At 60.6% G+C, this 17007-nt stretch carries 19 protein-coding genes; 12 read left to right on the forward strand and 7 right to left on the reverse strand.

The window, feature by feature from the left end; all coding sequences use genetic code 11:
* Positions 1-90: 90 nt before the first annotated feature.
* The gene (locus Hhyl2_RS19385) at positions 91-819 is read right to left on the reverse strand and encodes an ABC transporter ATP-binding protein (protein WP_483552449.1); all 729 of its coding nucleotides are present in this window, start codon (positions 817-819) and stop codon (positions 91-93) included.
* The gene (locus tag Hhyl2_RS19390) at positions 816-1574 is read right to left on the reverse strand and encodes an ABC transporter ATP-binding protein (protein ID WP_483552450.1); all 759 of its coding nucleotides are present in this window, start codon (positions 1572-1574) and stop codon (positions 816-818) included. The genes Hhyl2_RS19385 and Hhyl2_RS19390 overlap by 4 nt, the downstream gene beginning before the upstream one ends.
* 122 nt (positions 1575-1696) lie before the next feature.
* Here Hhyl2_RS19390 and Hhyl2_RS19395 point away from each other — a divergent pair, with 122 nt between their 5' ends.
* From Hhyl2_RS19395 to Hhyl2_RS19420, 6 genes are all read left to right on the forward strand, one after another.
* A complete protein-coding gene (locus tag Hhyl2_RS19395; RefSeq protein ID WP_483552451.1) occupies positions 1697-2932 on the forward strand; it encodes an ABC transporter substrate-binding protein in 1236 nt (411 codons plus the stop codon).
* Position 2933: 1 nt separating this feature from the next.
* The gene (locus tag Hhyl2_RS19400) at positions 2934-3806 is read left to right on the forward strand and encodes a branched-chain amino acid ABC transporter permease (RefSeq protein ID WP_483552452.1); all 873 of its coding nucleotides are present in this window, start codon (positions 2934-2936) and stop codon (positions 3804-3806) included.
* A gap of 1 nt (position 3807) precedes the next feature.
* Positions 3808-4890, forward strand: a complete 1083-nt coding sequence (locus tag Hhyl2_RS19405) for a branched-chain amino acid ABC transporter permease (protein WP_483552453.1) — start codon at positions 3808-3810, stop codon at positions 4888-4890.
* A 39-nt stretch (positions 4891-4929) separates the two neighbouring features.
* Entirely contained in the window at positions 4930-5826 is an 897-nt protein-coding gene (locus Hhyl2_RS19410) for a CoA transferase subunit A (RefSeq protein ID WP_483552454.1), read from the forward strand.
* Complete coding sequence (locus Hhyl2_RS19415) at positions 5816-6592, forward strand: CoA-transferase subunit beta (RefSeq protein ID WP_483552455.1); 777 nt, start codon at positions 5816-5818, stop codon at positions 6590-6592. The genes Hhyl2_RS19410 and Hhyl2_RS19415 overlap by 11 nt, the downstream gene beginning before the upstream one ends.
* A gap of 83 nt (positions 6593-6675) precedes the next feature.
* On the forward strand, positions 6676-8316 hold the full coding sequence (locus Hhyl2_RS19420; protein WP_483552456.1) for an acetate--CoA ligase: 1641 nt from the start codon (positions 6676-6678) through the stop codon (positions 8314-8316).
* Positions 8317-8998: 682 nt separating this feature from the next.
* Here Hhyl2_RS19420 and Hhyl2_RS19425 read toward each other — a convergent pair.
* Together Hhyl2_RS19425 and Hhyl2_RS19430 are read right to left on the reverse strand one after the other, a co-directional pair.
* Positions 8999-9283 carry a 2Fe-2S iron-sulfur cluster-binding protein gene (locus Hhyl2_RS19425; RefSeq protein WP_483552457.1) on the reverse strand — a complete coding sequence of 95 codons (285 nt, stop codon included), beginning with the start codon at positions 9281-9283 and terminating at the stop codon, positions 8999-9001.
* 2 nt (positions 9284-9285) lie between these two features.
* On the reverse strand, positions 9286-9765 hold the full coding sequence (locus Hhyl2_RS19430) for a GNAT family N-acetyltransferase (RefSeq protein ID WP_483552458.1): 480 nt from the start codon (positions 9763-9765) through the stop codon (positions 9286-9288).
* Between the two features lie 173 nt (positions 9766-9938).
* Here Hhyl2_RS19430 and Hhyl2_RS19435 point away from each other — a divergent pair, with 173 nt between their 5' ends.
* From Hhyl2_RS19435 to Hhyl2_RS19460, 6 genes are all read left to right on the forward strand, one after another.
* A complete protein-coding gene (locus Hhyl2_RS19435; RefSeq protein ID WP_483552589.1) occupies positions 9939-10814 on the forward strand; it encodes a Phenylacetic acid catabolic protein in 876 nt (291 codons plus the stop codon).
* Positions 10815-10824: 10 nt separating this feature from the next.
* Positions 10825-11214, forward strand: coding sequence for a metal-sulfur cluster assembly factor (locus Hhyl2_RS19440; protein ID WP_483552459.1), 390 nt, complete (start codon positions 10825-10827; stop codon positions 11212-11214).
* A complete protein-coding gene (locus Hhyl2_RS19445; RefSeq protein WP_483552460.1) occupies positions 11211-11423 on the forward strand; it encodes a phenylacetic acid degradation PaaB family protein in 213 nt (70 codons plus the stop codon). The genes Hhyl2_RS19440 and Hhyl2_RS19445 overlap by 4 nt, the downstream gene beginning before the upstream one ends.
* Complete coding sequence (locus Hhyl2_RS19450) at positions 11420-12187, forward strand: Phenylacetic acid catabolic protein (RefSeq protein ID WP_483552461.1); 768 nt, start codon at positions 11420-11422, stop codon at positions 12185-12187. The genes Hhyl2_RS19445 and Hhyl2_RS19450 overlap by 4 nt, the downstream gene beginning before the upstream one ends.
* A 15-nt stretch (positions 12188-12202) precedes the next feature.
* A complete protein-coding gene (locus tag Hhyl2_RS19455; protein WP_483552462.1) occupies positions 12203-12382 on the forward strand; it encodes a PaaD-like zinc ribbon domain-containing protein in 180 nt (59 codons plus the stop codon).
* 146 nt (positions 12383-12528) lie between these two features.
* Positions 12529-13374: an enoyl-CoA hydratase/isomerase family protein gene (locus Hhyl2_RS19460; protein ID WP_483552463.1), complete on the forward strand. Its 846-nt coding sequence runs from the start codon at positions 12529-12531 to the stop codon at positions 13372-13374.
* Here the strand turns inward: Hhyl2_RS19460 and Hhyl2_RS19465 are convergent, their stop codons facing one another.
* The 3 genes from Hhyl2_RS19465 to Hhyl2_RS19475 all read right to left on the reverse strand — a co-directional run bounded on the left by Hhyl2_RS19465 (position 13375) and on the right by Hhyl2_RS19475 (position 16931).
* Positions 13375-14529, reverse strand: coding sequence for an acyl-CoA dehydrogenase family protein (locus tag Hhyl2_RS19465; RefSeq protein ID WP_483552464.1), 1155 nt, complete (start codon positions 14527-14529; stop codon positions 13375-13377). It lies immediately after the preceding gene.
* 128 nt (positions 14530-14657) lie between these two features.
* Complete coding sequence (locus Hhyl2_RS19470) at positions 14658-16112, reverse strand: aldehyde dehydrogenase family protein (protein WP_483552465.1); 1455 nt, start codon at positions 16110-16112, stop codon at positions 14658-14660.
* 51 nt (positions 16113-16163) lie between these two features.
* On the reverse strand, positions 16164-16931 hold the full coding sequence (locus Hhyl2_RS19475) for an enoyl-CoA hydratase/isomerase family protein (RefSeq protein ID WP_483552466.1): 768 nt from the start codon (positions 16929-16931) through the stop codon (positions 16164-16166).
* Positions 16932-17007: the final 76 nt, after the last annotated feature.

A 17007-nucleotide genomic window follows, 5' to 3' on the forward strand; every position in this document is an offset into this window, starting at 1 on the left:
GCCACGCAACGCCGGTATCCGTGTCGACGTCTGCCCGGACAGTTTCGTGGTATCGTCGAGTCTCGCCATCAGTCAGTTCCACCGGCACGGCTATCGAACCCCGAGATACGTTTCGAGCACGTCCTGATCGTCCAGCAATTCGTCGGCGGGGGCTGTCAGTTCGATATGGCCTGTCTCCAGCACGTACGCCCGATCCGCGATCTCCAGCGCGAGATGCGCGTTCTGTTCGACGAGGAGGATCGTCATCCCGCGCTCGTTCAACTGTTCGATCATCTCGCGGACGTCGTCGACGATCTGTGGGGCCAGCCCTTCGGATGGCTCGTCGAGTGCGAGTACCTCGACAGGCGGACCGACGAGCGATCTTGCGATCGCCAGCATCTGTTGTTCGCCGCCGCTCATAGTGCCCGCCCGCTGCCCTCGCCGCTCGTCCAGACGGTCGAAACTGTCGTAGACATCCTCGATACTGAACGTCGTCCCCCCGTTCTGGTCGGCGCTGTCGGCTTCGACGCGGTTCGCTATCTGGAGGTTTTCTGCGACAGTCAGGTCGGGGAAGACACGCCGGTCCTCGGGCGTCCAGGAGATTCCGCGACGCCGGATCTGGTTCGGCGGGAGGCCCTGCACGGAGTTCCCGTGGAGACGGACTGCGCCGCCCTTCGGTGGTGTGACACCCATGATCGATCGGAGTGTGGTGGTTTTGCCGGCCCCGTTCCGACCGATGAGGGCCACTATCTCACCCTGATTGACCGCCAACGAGACGTCGTGGAGGACGTGACTTGGACCGTAATACGTGTCGATACCATCCACTTCGAGCACTGTCATGCGGTCTCACCGCCGAGGTAGGCTTGCTGCACACGTTGATCTTCTTTCACGGTGTCCGGTGGCCCTGCCGTGAGTAACGACCCGTTTTCCATCACGGCGAGCCGGTCAGCGACACGCATGACCACGTCCATGTCGTGTTCGACGATGACGATGGTGATGTCCTCGGCAAGGTCCTCGACGAGTTCACGGGTCTCGACAGTCTCTTCGGGACTCATCCCTGCCGTCGGTTCGTCCATCACGAGGATCTCGGGATCACAGGCCAGTGCGATTCCGATCTCGAGGTGGCGCTGCTGGCCATGGGCGAGTGAACTGGCTGGCTCCCGGGCGATATCGAACAGGTCGAGGCGTTTCAGTACGTCCGTCGCCGCGTCACGCGGGCCCTGATCGTCACCGTGGTGTCGAAGCAACGCTCCGGCTGACAGTCCTGTCTGCTGTGCCTGGGCAGCAAGTCGAACGTTTTCGAGCGCGGTCAGATCTGGAAAGAAGTTCGTGATCTGGAACGAGCGAGCGAGGCCCTGTCGTACGATCTCCTGGGGTTCGAGTCCGTCTATCCGGTTCCCGTGGAGTTCGATCTGTCCGTCTGTCAGCTCGTATCGGCCGGTGATCAGATTGAACAGCGTCGTCTTGCCGGCCCCGTTGGGGCCGATCACGGCGGTCACCTCGTCCTTCCGGATGTCGAGTGTGACGTCGTCGACAGCTCGGATCTTGCCGAACTCTTTCGAGACGCTGTCCAACGCCAAGTGAGGCGTTGCCATACCAACAACTGTTCCGTAACAGTATAAAAATCTATCTCTGTGTGTAGAGGATTGGATCGACTGTTCTCTCACAGCTTGACGGAACCATAACATATATTTATGCAGTATTCGTTCGTCTCCCTATGCCATTCGAGAGCATGCTTTCCGAGCAGCGTAGCGGGCACTGTAGCCGTCGCAAGTTCCTCGCAGGAAGTGGCGCAGTCGTGGGAACGTCCATTGCTGGTTGTCTCGGCGGAGGCAGTGGCGAGTCAGATACGGTCAAGATAGGGTTCGTGCTGCCCTTCTCCGGGACGTATTCGTTCCTGGGTGAGAGTATCGTGAACGGGGTGAAACTCCGTCTTGACCAGCAACTCGACGGTGAAATCGACGGCCGTCCGGTCGAATACGTCCGCAAGGATACTGGCGCAGACCCGGCGACCGGGGCGTCCATCACACAGGAGTTCCTGCAGTCGGAGAACGTCGACTTCCTCGTCGGCCCGGTTTCGAGTGCTGTCGCCGGTGCGATGAAACCCGAGATCGCAAGCGCTGGCAGTGCGATCTGGTTGAACGCCAACGCGGGGAACTACAAACTCGTCCAGGACAACTGCACGAAGTATCACTTCCGGACCTCGTTCAATACGTGGCAGACAAGCGCTCCGCTGGCCGCCTACGTCACGGAGAACGTCACGGACAACGTCGTACTCTCGTACGCGAACTACACGTTCGGTCAGCAGTCGAAGTCACTCTTCCGGGAGGCGTTCGAAGAAGCTGGCGGGAACGTCGTCAACGAGATCGGTGCGCCACTGGGGACGTCTGATTATTCGTCGTTCCTTCAGGAGATCGAGAACAGCGGTGCGGACGCCGTGTTCTCGTTCTTCGCTGGCAGTGATGCCGTGAACTACATCAAGCAGTTCAGTTCCTTCGGGCTCAACGAGAAGATGACCCAGACAGGTAGCGGGTTCCTCCTGTCGGCCGACACGCTTCCGGCACAGGGACAGGCAGCACTCGGTATGTACTCGGTTCTGCACTACACGCCGACGAAGCAATCCGACCGGAACCAGGCGTTCGTGGACGCGTATTCCGAACAGTACGATACGACCCCGAACGTGTACGCGTGTCAGGGGTACGACTCCGGCCTGGCAGCAGAGATGGCCGTCACTGAGGCTGGCGGAACCGACGTCGACAGCATGGTCAGTGGGCTCGCTGGGAAGGAACTCGACAGTCCCCGAGGGTACTTCAAGTTCAAATCCTCGACGCACGATCCGATCATGGACATGGACGTCCGCCAGGTCGTCGAAGGGGACGACGGTGGCGTCCAGAACGAAGTGGTCGAGACGCTGTCGAAGGTCGAAGGCCCGACCTGGGGGTGCAGTCTGTAACATGGTCCTGGACGGACTCGCGAAGACAGCACTGTTGGGCGTGGAGATGGGGATGACACTCGTACTGGTGACCGTTGGATTGACCCTGATATTCGGGATGATGGACGTCATCAACTTCGCCCACGGGTCGCTGTACATGCTCGGTGCGTACTTCGGTCTCACGATCGTCTCGGTGACCGGCAACTGGTGGGCTGCCCTTCTGGTCGCGCCGTTACTCGTCGGTCTGCTCGGTGGGCTCATCGAGTACTTCTCGATACGACCGCTCTACGGCCGGAACCCGCTCTACCACATCCTGCTTACGTTCGGGTTCGCGATCATGCTACACGGCATGGTGACGGAGATCTGGGGCGGACAGGTACAGAATATCTCGACCCCCGCGCTCCTCGATGGCTCTGTGGACCTGGTCCTGTTCTCGTACCCACTGTTCCGGCTGTTCCTGCTCGGTGTCAGTATCGCCGTCACAGCCGCGCTGTGGGTGGCGATTCGACAGAGTGACTTCGGCATCGTCATGCGTGCGAGTGCCCACGACTCAGAGATGGTGAATGCTCTCGGCACGGACGTCAAGCGAGTATTCACCGCCGTGTTCGTCCTCGGATCGGTACTCGCTGGTCTATCGGGCGTGTTGCTGGGCACCTCCCGTGCGGTCGATCCAGGAATGGCAGCAAGTATCATCATCCAGGCGTTCGCTATCGTCGTCATCGGCGGTCTCGGGAGTTATCGTGGTGCCGTCGTCGGTGCGTTCGTGGTCGGGATGCTCAATGCGTTCGGACCGACGTTCGCCCCGCAGTTCACGGACGCACTCCTGTACCTATTGATGGCGGCGGTGTTGCTCGTGAAACCGGCTGGACTGTTCGGCAACCCGGAGGCGACCTGAGATGAGTGTCAGAGATATCGTCGGCAGACACTTCTCCGCGCACGCACAGACAGATGCCCTCAGCGGTCGCGTTCGCCTCGGCCTGTTCACGGCTGGAATCGTCGCTATCCTGTTCGCGCCGGTGGCCCAGATGATCCACCCGTTCTGGATGGACCTCGCGACGCACATGTTCATCTTCGCGTTGTTCGCGCTCAGTCTCGATTTCGTCTTCGGCTACGCTGGCCTGCTCTCGTTCGGCCACGCGGCCATGTTCGGGGCTGGCGGCTACACTGCTGCGTTGCTCATCCAGAACGTGACGGCCAGCGCACTGCTCGTCCTGCCGGCCGCCGTCGTCGTCGGGGCGGTCGTCGCAGCCATCATCGGCTGGCTGAGCGTCACCGCACGCGGGATCTACTTCGCGATGCTCACCCTGGCGTTCGCGCAGCTGTTCTACACGATAGCGTTCAACGATATCCCCGCGATGCTGTTGGGTCTCGATGCGGTGACGAACGGTGACAACGGGCTGGTCGGTATCACCTCGCTCACTATACTCGGGATCGATACCGGCTCTCTCATGTCGTATTACTACCTCTCGCTCGTCATGCTCGCGGGCACGTTGGCGCTGGTCACTCGCCTCGCGAACTCCCCGTTCGGTCGTGTCTTGCAGGCCATCCGCGAGAACGAGGACCGCGTCGCGTTCATCGGGTACGATGTCGACCGCTACAAGATAGTCGCGTTCACGATCAGCGGTGGGATGGCGGGGCTGGCTGGCGGGCTCTGGGTGCCGTTCAACAGTACCGCCACCACGACGATGCTGCATTGGACGACGAGTGGCGAACTGATCGTGATGACGCTGCTTGGCGGTATGGGGACGCTCTGGGGGGCAATCGCCGGCGCGTTCCTCGTCGTGTTCCTCGAGGATTCGCTCTCGGCCATCGGTAACTGGGAGATCTACCTGGGTATCGTCTACATCGTCATCGTCATCTTCGCACCGCGAGGGTTGGCCGGCATCTTCCAGACCATCCGGTCGAACCCACACCCGAAGGTGCTGTTACGAACAGCCCGAGACGCGATGGCAACATACATAAAAGAAGTAACACCTTAACCCCAGCAATTTATATTTGCGAGCGGAGTTGGCCATCGTATGGCAGGTTCGAAGGTGCGAGACCTCTCTGCAGCAGTCGACCGAATCGAACCGGGCAGTTCCATCGCGATGGGACTCGCGCTCGAACACGCGATTCCGTTCGCTGCCGGACACGAACTCATCCGGCAGGGGACAGATGAGCTGACGCTCGTCGGCCCTATCAGCGACCTCCTGTTCGACCAGTTGGTGGCGGCAGACCTGGTCGATACGATCAGGGCCGCGTGGGTCGGAAACGTGAGTGCCGGCACCGGCTACAACTTCCGTCGTGCTGTCGAGCAGGACGAGCTAGCGGTGGAGAACCACTCGAATTTCAGTATCGCGCTGGCGTTGAAAGCGGGAGCGATGGGCGTCCCGTACCTCCCGACGCGGTCGTTACTCGGGAGCGACATTTTCGCGGAGAGTGACCAGTTCCGCGAGGCGGAAGACCCCTATTCCGGTGATCGCCTGGCCCTCGTTCCGGCTATCCGGCCGGACTGGGCCATCGTACACGTCCAGCGGGCGTCGCCATACGGTGACGCCCACTTCTGGGGGAACTCCGGTGTCACGTTCGAAGCCGTCGACGCCGCCACGAACACGCTCGTGGTCGCAGAGGAGATCGTTGATCCCGACGTGATACAGAGTGACCCCAGTCGTACCGCGATAACCAGAGAGTCAGTGACTGCCGTCGCCGAAGTCCCGAATGGGGCTCACCCATCACCGCTCGCAGGTCGATACAATCGGGACAACGAGTATTACGTCGACTACGCCGAACAGACTGCGGACCGTGAGAGTGCGATGGACTGGCTGGACGAGTGGGTCTACTCCGTGCCGGACCGGACTGCGTACATGGCAAAGATCGACCGCGAGCTAGGACTCTCTGACCGGACTGTCGCCGCGGAGGTGGAGTATGGACAGTGACGAATACACCGCTCGGGAGCTGATGGTGGCCGCTGCCGCACGCGAGATAGAGGACGGTGACGTTGCGTTCGTCGGTATGCGACTCCCACTCATCGCGTTCCAGGTGGCAGTGAGCACACATGCTTCGGACGCGCTCTCTGTGTTCGAGAGCGGGGTCGTGCGTGACGACCCGGCTGACGGGTTCCTCCACACGATGTGTGATCTGCCGAACCTCGACAACGCTGTCTCGACGACGAGCATGATCGATATCATGTCTCGCCTCCAGCGCGGTGATATCGATGTGGGCTTTCTCGGTGGTGCGGAGATAGACCGGTATGGCAATCTCAATACGACCCGTGTCTCTGCTGGGACCTCCCAGGTTCGTCTCCCAGGCAGTGGAGGAGCCTGCGATATCGCCTGTCTCTCCCAGCGGACGGTCATCCTGATGCCACACGAACCGCGTCGGTTCGTCGAGCAGGTGACCTACAACACGAGCCCCGGCCATGGTACGGGTGGCGACTGGCGTGAGCGCGAGTCGGTTGCGGGCGGTGGCCCGGAAACGCTAGTCACGACGAAGGCCACGTTCGGGTTCGACGACAGCGGTGACATGTACCTCGAGTCGCTCCACCCCGGCACCAGTCCGGACGACGTCCTCGAAGACTTCCCTTGGGAACTCCAGACTAGCGAGGACGTGACTGGTGAGCCAGTGAGGCGTACTGAGCCCCCTTCAGAGACGGTGTTGGAACTGATCCGTGAGTTCGATCCCGAGGGGTTCTGGACCCGCTGAATTCGGTTCTGATAATGTATCTTATAAATGGTGTCAATTACCGAAACAAACAAATACCATGTTCTTCATTGTCAGAGTGAGAGATGCAAGATAACCTACCCGAGTCATATCTTCCCGACGCAGCGTACGGCCCGGACCCAGTCAACGCGCTTCCGGAGACTGACTATCCCGCTCAGATCAACGTGGCCGAGGAACTAGTCGACAAGCACGTCGAGGAGGGGCGTGGCGACAATGTCGCTATTCGGTTCCGGGACCGAGAAGTCAGTTACCGTGAACTCCAGGAGAAAGTCGATCGGTTCGGTAACGCCCTGCGTGACCTCGGTGTCGAACCAGGGGACAGAGTGCTCGTTCGGTTCCCCAACCGGCCGGAAGCTATCGTCTCCTGTCTCGCCGTGCAGAAGATCGGGGCGATTCCACAGCCGTCGATGAAACTGCTGCGAGCCAAAGAGCTCACACACATCCTCGATGACGCCAAGATCAAGCTCGCTATCGTCTACGACGACCTGCTCGACGAACTGCAGGACGCTGTGGACGCTGTCGACTGCGTCGAAGAGGTCGTGGTCGTCGACGATGCTGGTGTCGAACACGATCACCCCAGCTACGGGTCGCTCATCGACCAGGCGAGCGCCGATCTGGAGGCTCACGAGACGGCGGCGACTGATCTCGGCCTGATGCTGTACACCAGCGGGACGACCGGTCGTCCCAAGGGCGCTGTCCACTCCCACTCCGATATCCTCGCGACAGCCGACGGGTACGCCCGGTACTGTATCGAACCGTCGGAAGACGACGTGTTCGGCGGAAATCCGCCGCTGCCGTTCGCGTACGGCTACGGTGATCTCGTCACGTTCCCGCTTCGATTCGGTGCAACGACGAGTCTCGTCCAGGACGCGACGCCGGAGACCCTCCTCGAAGCCATCGAAGAGCACGGGATCACCGTGTTCTGCTCTGTCCCGACGGCCTACAATCAGATACTCTCGAAGTTCCCCGAGGGGCACGAGGAATTCGACGTCAGTTCGCTCCGTCTCGGGCTGAGTGCCGGTGAGCCGCTGGCGCCCCACACTTTCGACGAGATCAACGAGAAATACGGTATCGACATCCTCGATGGTATCGGCACGACCGAGATGCTCCACATTTTCATCTCTCACCGCCACACTGACGACATCGATCCCAGTGCGACTGGATTCGCCGTTCCCGGGTACGAAGCCAAGATCGTCGATCCGGAGACGGGCGAAGAACTGGAACGTGGGCGGTCCGGCCAACTCGCGGTCCGCGGTCCGACGGGTATCACCTACTGGAACCGGCCCGAAAAACAGAGTGAAGCTGTTCTGGACGGCTGGAGTCTCCCCGGCGACATCTTCGTTCAGCGTGAAGATGGTCGGTTCGAGTATCAGTCTCGGGAGGACGATCTCATCATCTCGAGTGGGTACAATATTCCCGGGCCGGAGGTCGAGATGGTGCTCGAAGAGCGCGACACCGTCCAGGAGGTCGCTGTCGTCGGTGCTCCGGACGAGGAACGCGGGGAGATCGTGAAGGCGTATATCGTGCTGCACGAGGACTACGAGCGGAGCGAGGAACTCGTCACTGAACTCCAGAACCACGTCAAGAACACCCTCGCACCGTACAAGTATCCTCGCGCGATCCAGTTCCTCGACGAACTTCCGCGGACGGAGACCGGCAAGATTCAGCGGACGAAACTCCGGGAACGGGAAGAAGCAGTGCGATAGCGATGCTCTGTCGTCTCGGCCCACTAACCCAGTAGTTTCCGTCAGCAAACACGCTTTTCTGCGTAGACATCCGCATTCGATCACCCCTCTCTGGGTAGACGACGGTTTCGACACGGAGCCCACTCCACAGCTACCACTGGTTGTTCCGGTCTGGGACCCATCTTCTGCCGCAATCTGGCAGTACACACTCATTTACACGCGGTGAAAACAGTATTGTTTACGATTATAGATGGTCATGTTTACGAGGTTGAACGTACGGAGGAGATTGTTGATATTTCAACGATGGCTCCGAGCCGAGTTTCAGTGCCCGACGATCGGGATAATAAGAACAGATAGAAGAATAGTAGTCAGGACCATAACAGTGGTACGTCTGTTATTCGAATAGCGCTGTATCGGACGACGTCTGCGGGACGAGAGTAGTCAAACTCCGCTCCGGAAAACGGTTCACATCACATATGTACTCATGTTATTCACTGAAAGTATTGAATTTCCAACCCATGTAGTTCGGGTCCTGTATCTCCGCAGAGATTGGTTGGCTGTCATTTTGTAAACCCTTAGCACTGTCCACTCGATATCGGTGCCTCACCTGTACATGCGTGCTGTTTACAGCAATTGTTTACAGATTCGAGTTCGAAAATCCTCTTTGCAGGCACGGGTCTGACCAGGAAAAGACGAAAACCGCTCAGGGGCCCTCGTTAGATCGTAATTTCAGATCTGAACGGGGTTTGGCCACACAGGTCAGCACGTAGCCCTCGTCTTTCTCACTGGCTGAGAGGAACATCGCTTCAGTCTGCTGGACCTCACCCTCTTCGAGAAGGAGTGCACTACAGACGCCACAGACGCCCATTCGGCACTGATAGGGTAACTCGAGACCAGCTTCGTCAGCAGCTTCGAGGATGCTCTGTGTTTCGGGGACTTCGATCGATCGCTCAAGATCGACGAATTCCACTGTATGCGTCGTAACCATCGTTATAGCTCGTACTCGTACACGTGTTCGATCGGTTCGAAGCCCAGGTCTTCGTAGACGGTCATCCCCTGGTCGTCACCCTCGATCACGTCGACGCGGCAGAATTCGATACCGCGCGGATGACTGCGAAGCCACTCCGCGGCCGCGTCGAGTAACTGCTGGCCGATTCCCGACTTGCGATACTCCTCCAACACGAAGTGACCGCTGATGTACCCGTGGTCCTCGAGGCGGAAGATCGGGTGATCCCCCACCACTCGCACTTCTAAGACACCGACGAGGTCGTCGTCGCTCTCGGCCACGAAGACGGTCCCGTATTTCGAATCGAGGAGTTGGTTCTCGAAGTACTGCAGCCACCGCTCGTTGGCGTCGTCCTTGTGTTGGTATCGGTCGTCGTACCTCGAGAGGTAGTCGGTGAATCCGTGCCAGAGCTCGATCAGTTCAGTACCATCTGCTTTCTCGGCTTGCCGTATCTCGGCTTCCATACACCCCATTTGAGCCCCCTCTGTTAAAAAATGCCATGCTCAAGACCGAAGTATTGCCGGTATCTGGGAAAAGCTTATATGTAATCACTCGAATATACCGGTGTATCGAAATGTCCGCAGACCCAGCCACACTCTCCGAAGAGGAGTTCAAAGAACAGCTACAGAACGGGAAGATGGTCGAGTCGGAAGAGGAGATGACCGAGGGGTACAAGAAGGCCCTGAAGCAGATCCTGCTGGTCTCGGCTGACACAGAACTGATGAGTGCGCCGGCGTACTACGAGCAGTCGCTCAACGCACCGAGTCTCGACGCGCGGGCCTCGTGTGTGAGCGTCATCCAGGACGAGCTCGGTCACGGCCACATCGCGTACCGCCTGCTGGAGGACCTCGGTGAGGACCGCGAGGACCTCATCTTCGAGCGTGAACCTCACGAGTTCCGCAACACGTACGGATTCGATCAGCACATCGATAACTTCGCCGAGCTCGTCTGCGCACACGGTATGTTCGACCGTGCGGGGATCACGCTCCTGGGAGACATCCACGAGAACACGTCGTATGCGCCGTGGAAGCGTGCACTGACGAAGGTGTCCAAGGAGGAGCAGTTCCACCTCCGACACGGTGAGACGTGGATGCGACGGCTCGCGACGAAGAACGAGTCGACCAGACAGAAGGTCCAGGAGGCCGTCGACTGGATGTTCCCCATGGCACTGGAGTGGTTCGGTCTTCCCGACGACAAGAAGCGCCACGACGACCAGCTCGAATACCGTATCAAGGGGAAATCGAACGACGAACTCCGCCAGGACTGGCTGGACCGCGCGGTCCCGTTCCTCAACGAAATCGATATCGAGTTCCCGGCTCACTACGACGAGGACGCCGAAGAGTACGTGATCGACTACGAGTTCCCGGTCGCGTTCGACGAGGAGAACAAGGAGTGGCGCTTCGACGAACCGATCTCGTGGGACGACGTCATCGACCGCTGGCGGGCGCGTGGCCCGGCAAACGAGAAGTACGTCGACCTGATCCAGTCCGGCAAAGTCGACGTGATGCCATAACCGGTGTACAATGAGCAAGAGTTCGAAGACAGAAATCGGCGAACTGGGATTCGGTCCGTTCGACATCGGACCTGACGGGACCGAATCAGAACTTGAACAGGCCGTCTGGGCGAACCTCGACGAGATTCCGGATCCGCACATTCCACTGAGTCTGGTCGAGATGGCGATGATATACGACGTCGACGTGGATAGAGACGGTGTCGCCAACATCGACGTGTCGTTCCCGTGCATGGGATGTCCGGCATACGAGTTCATCCACGACGACATCCGGGGCTGTCTCCGGACCATGGATGGGATCAGCGACGTCGAGATCGACGTGGTCTGGGATCCTGTCTGGACCAAAGATATGCTGGACGAGGACGCGCGAGAGAAACTCCGAGAATCGGGGATCGCACTATGAAATACGAAGTATTCGCACGCATCAGAGCAGGAGAGGACCTGATCCACGTCGGTAACGTGGACGCACCGGACGACAAGCTAGTCAAGACCTACGCACGCACGACGTTCGACGAGGAGGACTGGGACCGGATGGTCGCCGTTCCCCGAGACGAGCTCGTGGAAGTGACGGGCGAACAGAAGGCGGAATCACCGCCCACGGGACAACAATGACTGACAACTGGAACGACGACGCTGTCGACTACGTACAGGCAATCGCCGACACGAAGCTGATCCTCTCGCACCGGTACGCGGAGTGGATGCTTTCGGGGCCGGTTCTGGAGGACGACATCGCAGGGGCGAGCGCTGCGCAGGACGAGATCGGTCACGTTCGTCAGCTCTACGAGAAACTCTCGGACAACGGCCGCGACCTCTCGTGGTTACAGGGCGACCGCTCACCCGAGGAGTTCTCAAACGCTGGCTGCCTCGACGAGTCGGTCGGGTCGTGGGCCGAGTTCGTCACGGTAGCGGACCTGACCGAACGCGCGGCGTGGTACCTGATCGATTCCATCGCCCACGAGGACTTCGAGGGCCTCGGTGAACGCATCGGCCAGGACGAGTACTTCCACCTGGAACATCTCGATGGTCGTCTCGAACACCACGCCGACGAGAACCCCGAGGAGGTCGAGGCTGCGCTCGAAGCGGCCGTCCCTGCGGTGCTGGCGTTCATCGGACCGGCCACGCTCGATGCCGACTCGGATCCGCTCGTGCAGTCCGGCTTCACCGACAGGTCGGTCGCCGACATCCGTGAGGGCTTCAAGTCGCACTACGTCTCGATGTTCGAGGACACCGACGTCGATATCTCGGTGGCCGACTGGGACGCCCCAGACGCTGCTGACTGGGATGCTACGCACCGTCGCGTCGGCGAGGGTCACATCAGTGCTGCGTTGGTCGATGCGTTAAGCGGTGCCAACAGCGCGGAGTTCGCGCGGGCCTGACCGATGAGTGCATCCATGAACGACGATCCGGACACGGAGAAACACCCCGAGTGTCCGTTCTGTGGGTCTCGAAACACAGAGCAGGAATCCGCGTTCGGGTCAGAGATCTCCAAGAGCCAGTACTACTGCCACGGTTGCAACACGATGTTCGAGCGTCTCAAGTACGACGGCAAGTCGCCTGACGACGGTCGATAGCTGACTGGTGGCTGAACCACCGTGCCCGATCCTGGCACCCCGCCGTGGAATCGGGCCGTTGTACCGCGAGCGGACGATGGTGGGCTGCGCGGCACCATCATCACCCAAAGATTTATAACCTATGCAGTGGTTCTGTATAACGTACAATGGAGTCATTCGACCAGCTCGACCTAGAGTACTTCCAGACTGAAGTGGAGAACCACGTCGGTATCCTCCGGATCGACCGGCCGCCCGTCAACGCTCACAACATCGACGTTCTGCTCGAACTGCAGCGGGCCGTCGAAGGGGTTCGCTTCGACGACAACGTCCGCGTGTGTGTGTTCGGGAGCGCCAACGAGAGCATCTTCTCGACCGGGTTCGACATCAACGACCTCCAGACAGAGGAGGCTCACCAGATCGGCTACGCCAGCCAGACGTCGAAGGAGATCATCATGAAGATGCGGACGACGGATACGATCTTCATCGCCCTCGTCGACGGGCACTGCATGGGTGGCGGCCTCGAACTTGCCCTGGCCTGTGACTTCCGGTTCGTTGGTGACGATGACGACTACCGCGTCGGGATGCCGGAGGTCCACCTGGGCCTCATCGCCGGCGAGGCAGGGACCCAGCTGCTCCCGCGGTACATCGACCGCTCGGACGCGCTCCGCATGATGATTACTGGTGAGGAACTCACGCCCCAGGAGGCCTACGACAAGGACATCTTCGACGAGATCCACCCGCCGGAGGACGTCGAGGACGCCGTCTTCGAGTTCGCCGAACAGATCGTCGAGAAGCCCGCCGGTGCCGTCGGCCACAACAAGCTGGCAGTCAACGAGGGTCTGGAGATGCCGCTCTGGGACGCGCTCTCCCACGAGCGTGAACTGCAGAACGCGCTGCTCGGCTCGGACTCTGCCAACGAGGGCGTCAACGCGTTCCTCGAGGATCGCGAACCGGACTTCGTCGGCGTCGAGGTCGGCGAGAAGGAAGCGCCCGAACCGACGTCGGACGACTAACTACAGCGAGAGCGATTCGGTCGCGACAGTCGTCTGTTGGATCTCGGTCGTCCCACCGATCAAACTCAGAATTTTTGCGTCGCGGAAGTACCGCTCCAGGGGGTAGTCCGTGCGGTACCCCTTGCCACCGTAGATCTGCATCGCGTTTCGCGTGACGAACTCGGCGACGTCACTGGCGTAGTACTTTGCCTGACTCGACTTTCGCGTGTTCCCACCCTCGTCGGCGATCGTCGCCGCGGACTCGTAGACGAGGTGGCGTGCTGCGTCGAGACGCGTGTCCATCTTCGCCACGAGGACCTGCACCGCCTGGTACTCGCCGATCGCATTGCCTCCCTGGCGGCGTTCGCTGGCGTAGTCGACAGCATCCTCGTATGCTGCCTGCGCGATACCGGTCCCGATGGCACCGAGTCCTGTTCTCGCCATGTCGATGGTCCCCATCGCGATACGGAACCCCGCTCCGACCTCACCGAGCAGGGCGTTCGTCCCGACCTGCACGCCCTCGAACGTCGAGTCGCCGGTGACGTGACCGCGCATCCCCATGAACTCCGCACGGTCGAACGAGAACCCGAGTGTTTCGTCGACTGCGGGCACGAGGAAGACGCTGACGCCGTGTGAGTCGTCTGGCTGGGGTTGCTTCCGCGCGACGACGAGATGGACGTCTGCGACGCCTGCGTTCGTCCCGAAGGACTTCTCGCCCGTCAGCCGGTAGCCGTCGTCGGCCTCCTCGGCGACCGTCTCGAGTTCCGTCGGCGAACTCCCGGCACCGGGTTCGGTGAGCAACATCGCGCCCACGGACTCCCCCGACACCATCTCCGGGAGCCACCGTTCTTTCTGTGCCTCGGTCCCGTGACGAGCGATCGGAAGCGCAGCGAAGGTGTGTCCCTGGATCGTCTCGGCGACGGCCCCGCTCTCGCGTGCGACCCGCTCGACTGCCAGCGCGTACGAGACGAAATCGGAGTCCAGTCCACCGTATTCCTCTGGCAGGAGGATACCAAGCAGCCCTGCATCACCAGCCGCTTCGACGATGTCACGCGGGAATTCGTCGTGCTCCTCGATCTCTTCTGCTTGTGGTGCGAGAACCTCGCGTGCGAATTCGTCGGCACGGTCCCTGATTTCTCGATGCTCTGCGGACAACGATCGTTCTAACAGCTGCATACATGTTCACCTCGGTCCAGCGTCACAAAGATTTTCCTCTTTGTTGTGAGGTACCGTACGACGTAGTGGCCGACAGGCCACTCTATACACACTCTAGAAGGATTGGTGTTCGAGACGCGCTGGGCGGGTTAGCGGTCGATGTTGACGTTGACGTTCTTCGCCTGCGTGTACTCCTTGATCGCTTCGGTCCCCTGTTCGCGACCGACACCGCTCTCTTTGAATCCGCCGAACGGCGTCTGGGGGAACGTCTGTGGGTATTCGTTGATACTGACCATCCCGTAGTCCAGACGCGCTGCGGTGTCGTGGGCTCTGTGGATGTTGCTGGTCCAGACTCCTGCACTCAGCCCGAACGGTGAATCGTTCGCGATCTCGATGGCCTCCTGGTCGTCGCTGAACTCGATGACCGAGAGCACTGGGCCGAAGATCTCCTCGCGAGCGATCGTCATGTCGTTCGTCACGTCCGTGAACACCGTCGGTTCGATGAAGTACCCCTGCTCCTTGTCCTCGGGGATTTCGCCGCCCGTCGCGACGGTCGCACCTTCGTCGATGCCGGTCTGGATGTAGTCGAGGACCTCCTCGCGGTGACTCTCGCTCACTGCGGGACCCATCCGGCCATCGTCGTCGATGCCACTCCCGAGCGGCGTCGCCTCCGCGCGGTTCACGACACGCTCGACGACCTCGTCGTGGATGTCCTCGTGCACGAGCAACCGTGACCCCGCCCAGCACATCTGCCCACAGTTCATGAAGATGCCGTAGTGGACGCCCTTGGCCGCGGCTTCGAGGTCGGCATCCGGGAAGACCATGTTCGGCCCCTTCCCGCCCAGTTCCAGCGTGACGCCGGTGACGTTGTCGGCGGCCTCCGACATGATGTGTTTCCCGACACCCGTGCTGCCCGTGAATGCGACGTGGTCGACGGCGGGATTGGAGACGAGTGCGCTCCCCGCTTCGGACCCGGTTCCGGGAACGACGTTGAGGACACCGTCGGGGAGGCCGGCTGCTTCGGCAGCCTTCGCGTAGTAGAGCGCGGTCAGTGGTGTCGTGTTCGAGGGTTTGAGGACAGCCGTGTTCCCACAGGCGAGTGCCGGCGCCAGACTCCGGCCCGCGAGCTGGAAGGGGTAGTTCCAGGGAGCGATGTGGGCGGTGACACCGAGTGGCTCCTGTAGCGTGTAGTCGAGACGGTTACCGGGCACCGGAACCGTCTCACCGGTCAACTTGTCCGCCCAGCCGGCGTAGTACCGGAAGGTGTCGACGACCATGTCGATGTCGAGGCTGGCCTCGAACGGCGTCTTGCCGTTGTCGTGAGACTCGACGAGACCGATCTCGTCGGCCAGCGATTCGATCTCGTCGGCCATCGCCCGGAGGTGCGCACCGCGGTCACTCGGGCTCATCGTCCGCCATTCCGATCCACGCTCGGCGGCCGCGTCGGCAGCGGCAACCGCGTGATCGACGTCCTCGGCCGTCGCGCATGCCACTGTCGCGTAGGTCTCTTCGGTCGCCGGATCGACTGTCTCGATCGTGTCGCCGTTCTCCGCTGCTCTCCATTCGCCATCGATATACAGCTCTCTCGGACCGTCGTAGCTCATACGTGGTTGACTATCATACACTCCTATAAAAAATCTTGCCTCGAAGCCGGTTCACCGGAAGTCGGGACGCTCGTCCTGTCGGAACGCGCTGACACCGATATCGTGGGCGTCACTCCCGTAGGCGATGGTCTGGAGATGGGCTTCCCGTTCCAGTGCGTCGCGAAACGGCCGCCCGATGTTCTCGTGAATCCCGCGTTTCGTCAGCCCGAGCGTCTCCGTCGGTTTCCGAGCGAGTGTCTCCAGTAGATCCTCGACGACCGCATCGAGTTCGTCGGCAGGGACCGCACGGTTGATGAGGTCGATCTCTGCCGCCTCCTGGGCGTCGAACAGGCGTCCGGTCATCGTCAGTTCCTTCGCCGTCCGAAGACCGACGAGTGCCGGCAGCAAGAACGTCCCACCTGAGTCGGGAATCAGGCCGACGTTGCCGAACACCTCTCCGAAGCGAGCATCGGTGACAGCGTACGCGAAGTCACACGCAGCCGGGATATTGGTGCCCGCACCGACGGCGTCGCCGTTGATCTTCGCGATGACGGGGAACGGCGCAGTCAGGATGCCCTCGATGACTGTCGTGAGCGTCGACTGAATCCGTTCGTAGGCCTCGCCGGGCGTCTCGTCGCGTTCGGCCATCGCGTCGATGTCGCCACCGGCACAGAACGCGTCGCCGTCGCCGGTGATGACCACAGCGCGAGCGTCTTCCTCCTCGGCGGTTTCCAGTGCATCGACGAGTTGGTGGGCAGTTTCGACAGTGAAGGAGTTCTTCGTCTCTGGACGGTCGAATGAGAGTGTGTGTACACGGTCGGCTTTCTCGACTCGAACCATACGTGCCATTGTTCTCGGACCGACAAAAAACCATCCGGGCCTGGGTATTTAATAGCGCCTGCCGACATCACTCGGG

It is taken from the genome of Haloarcula sp. H-hyl2, from assembly GCF_056934385.1.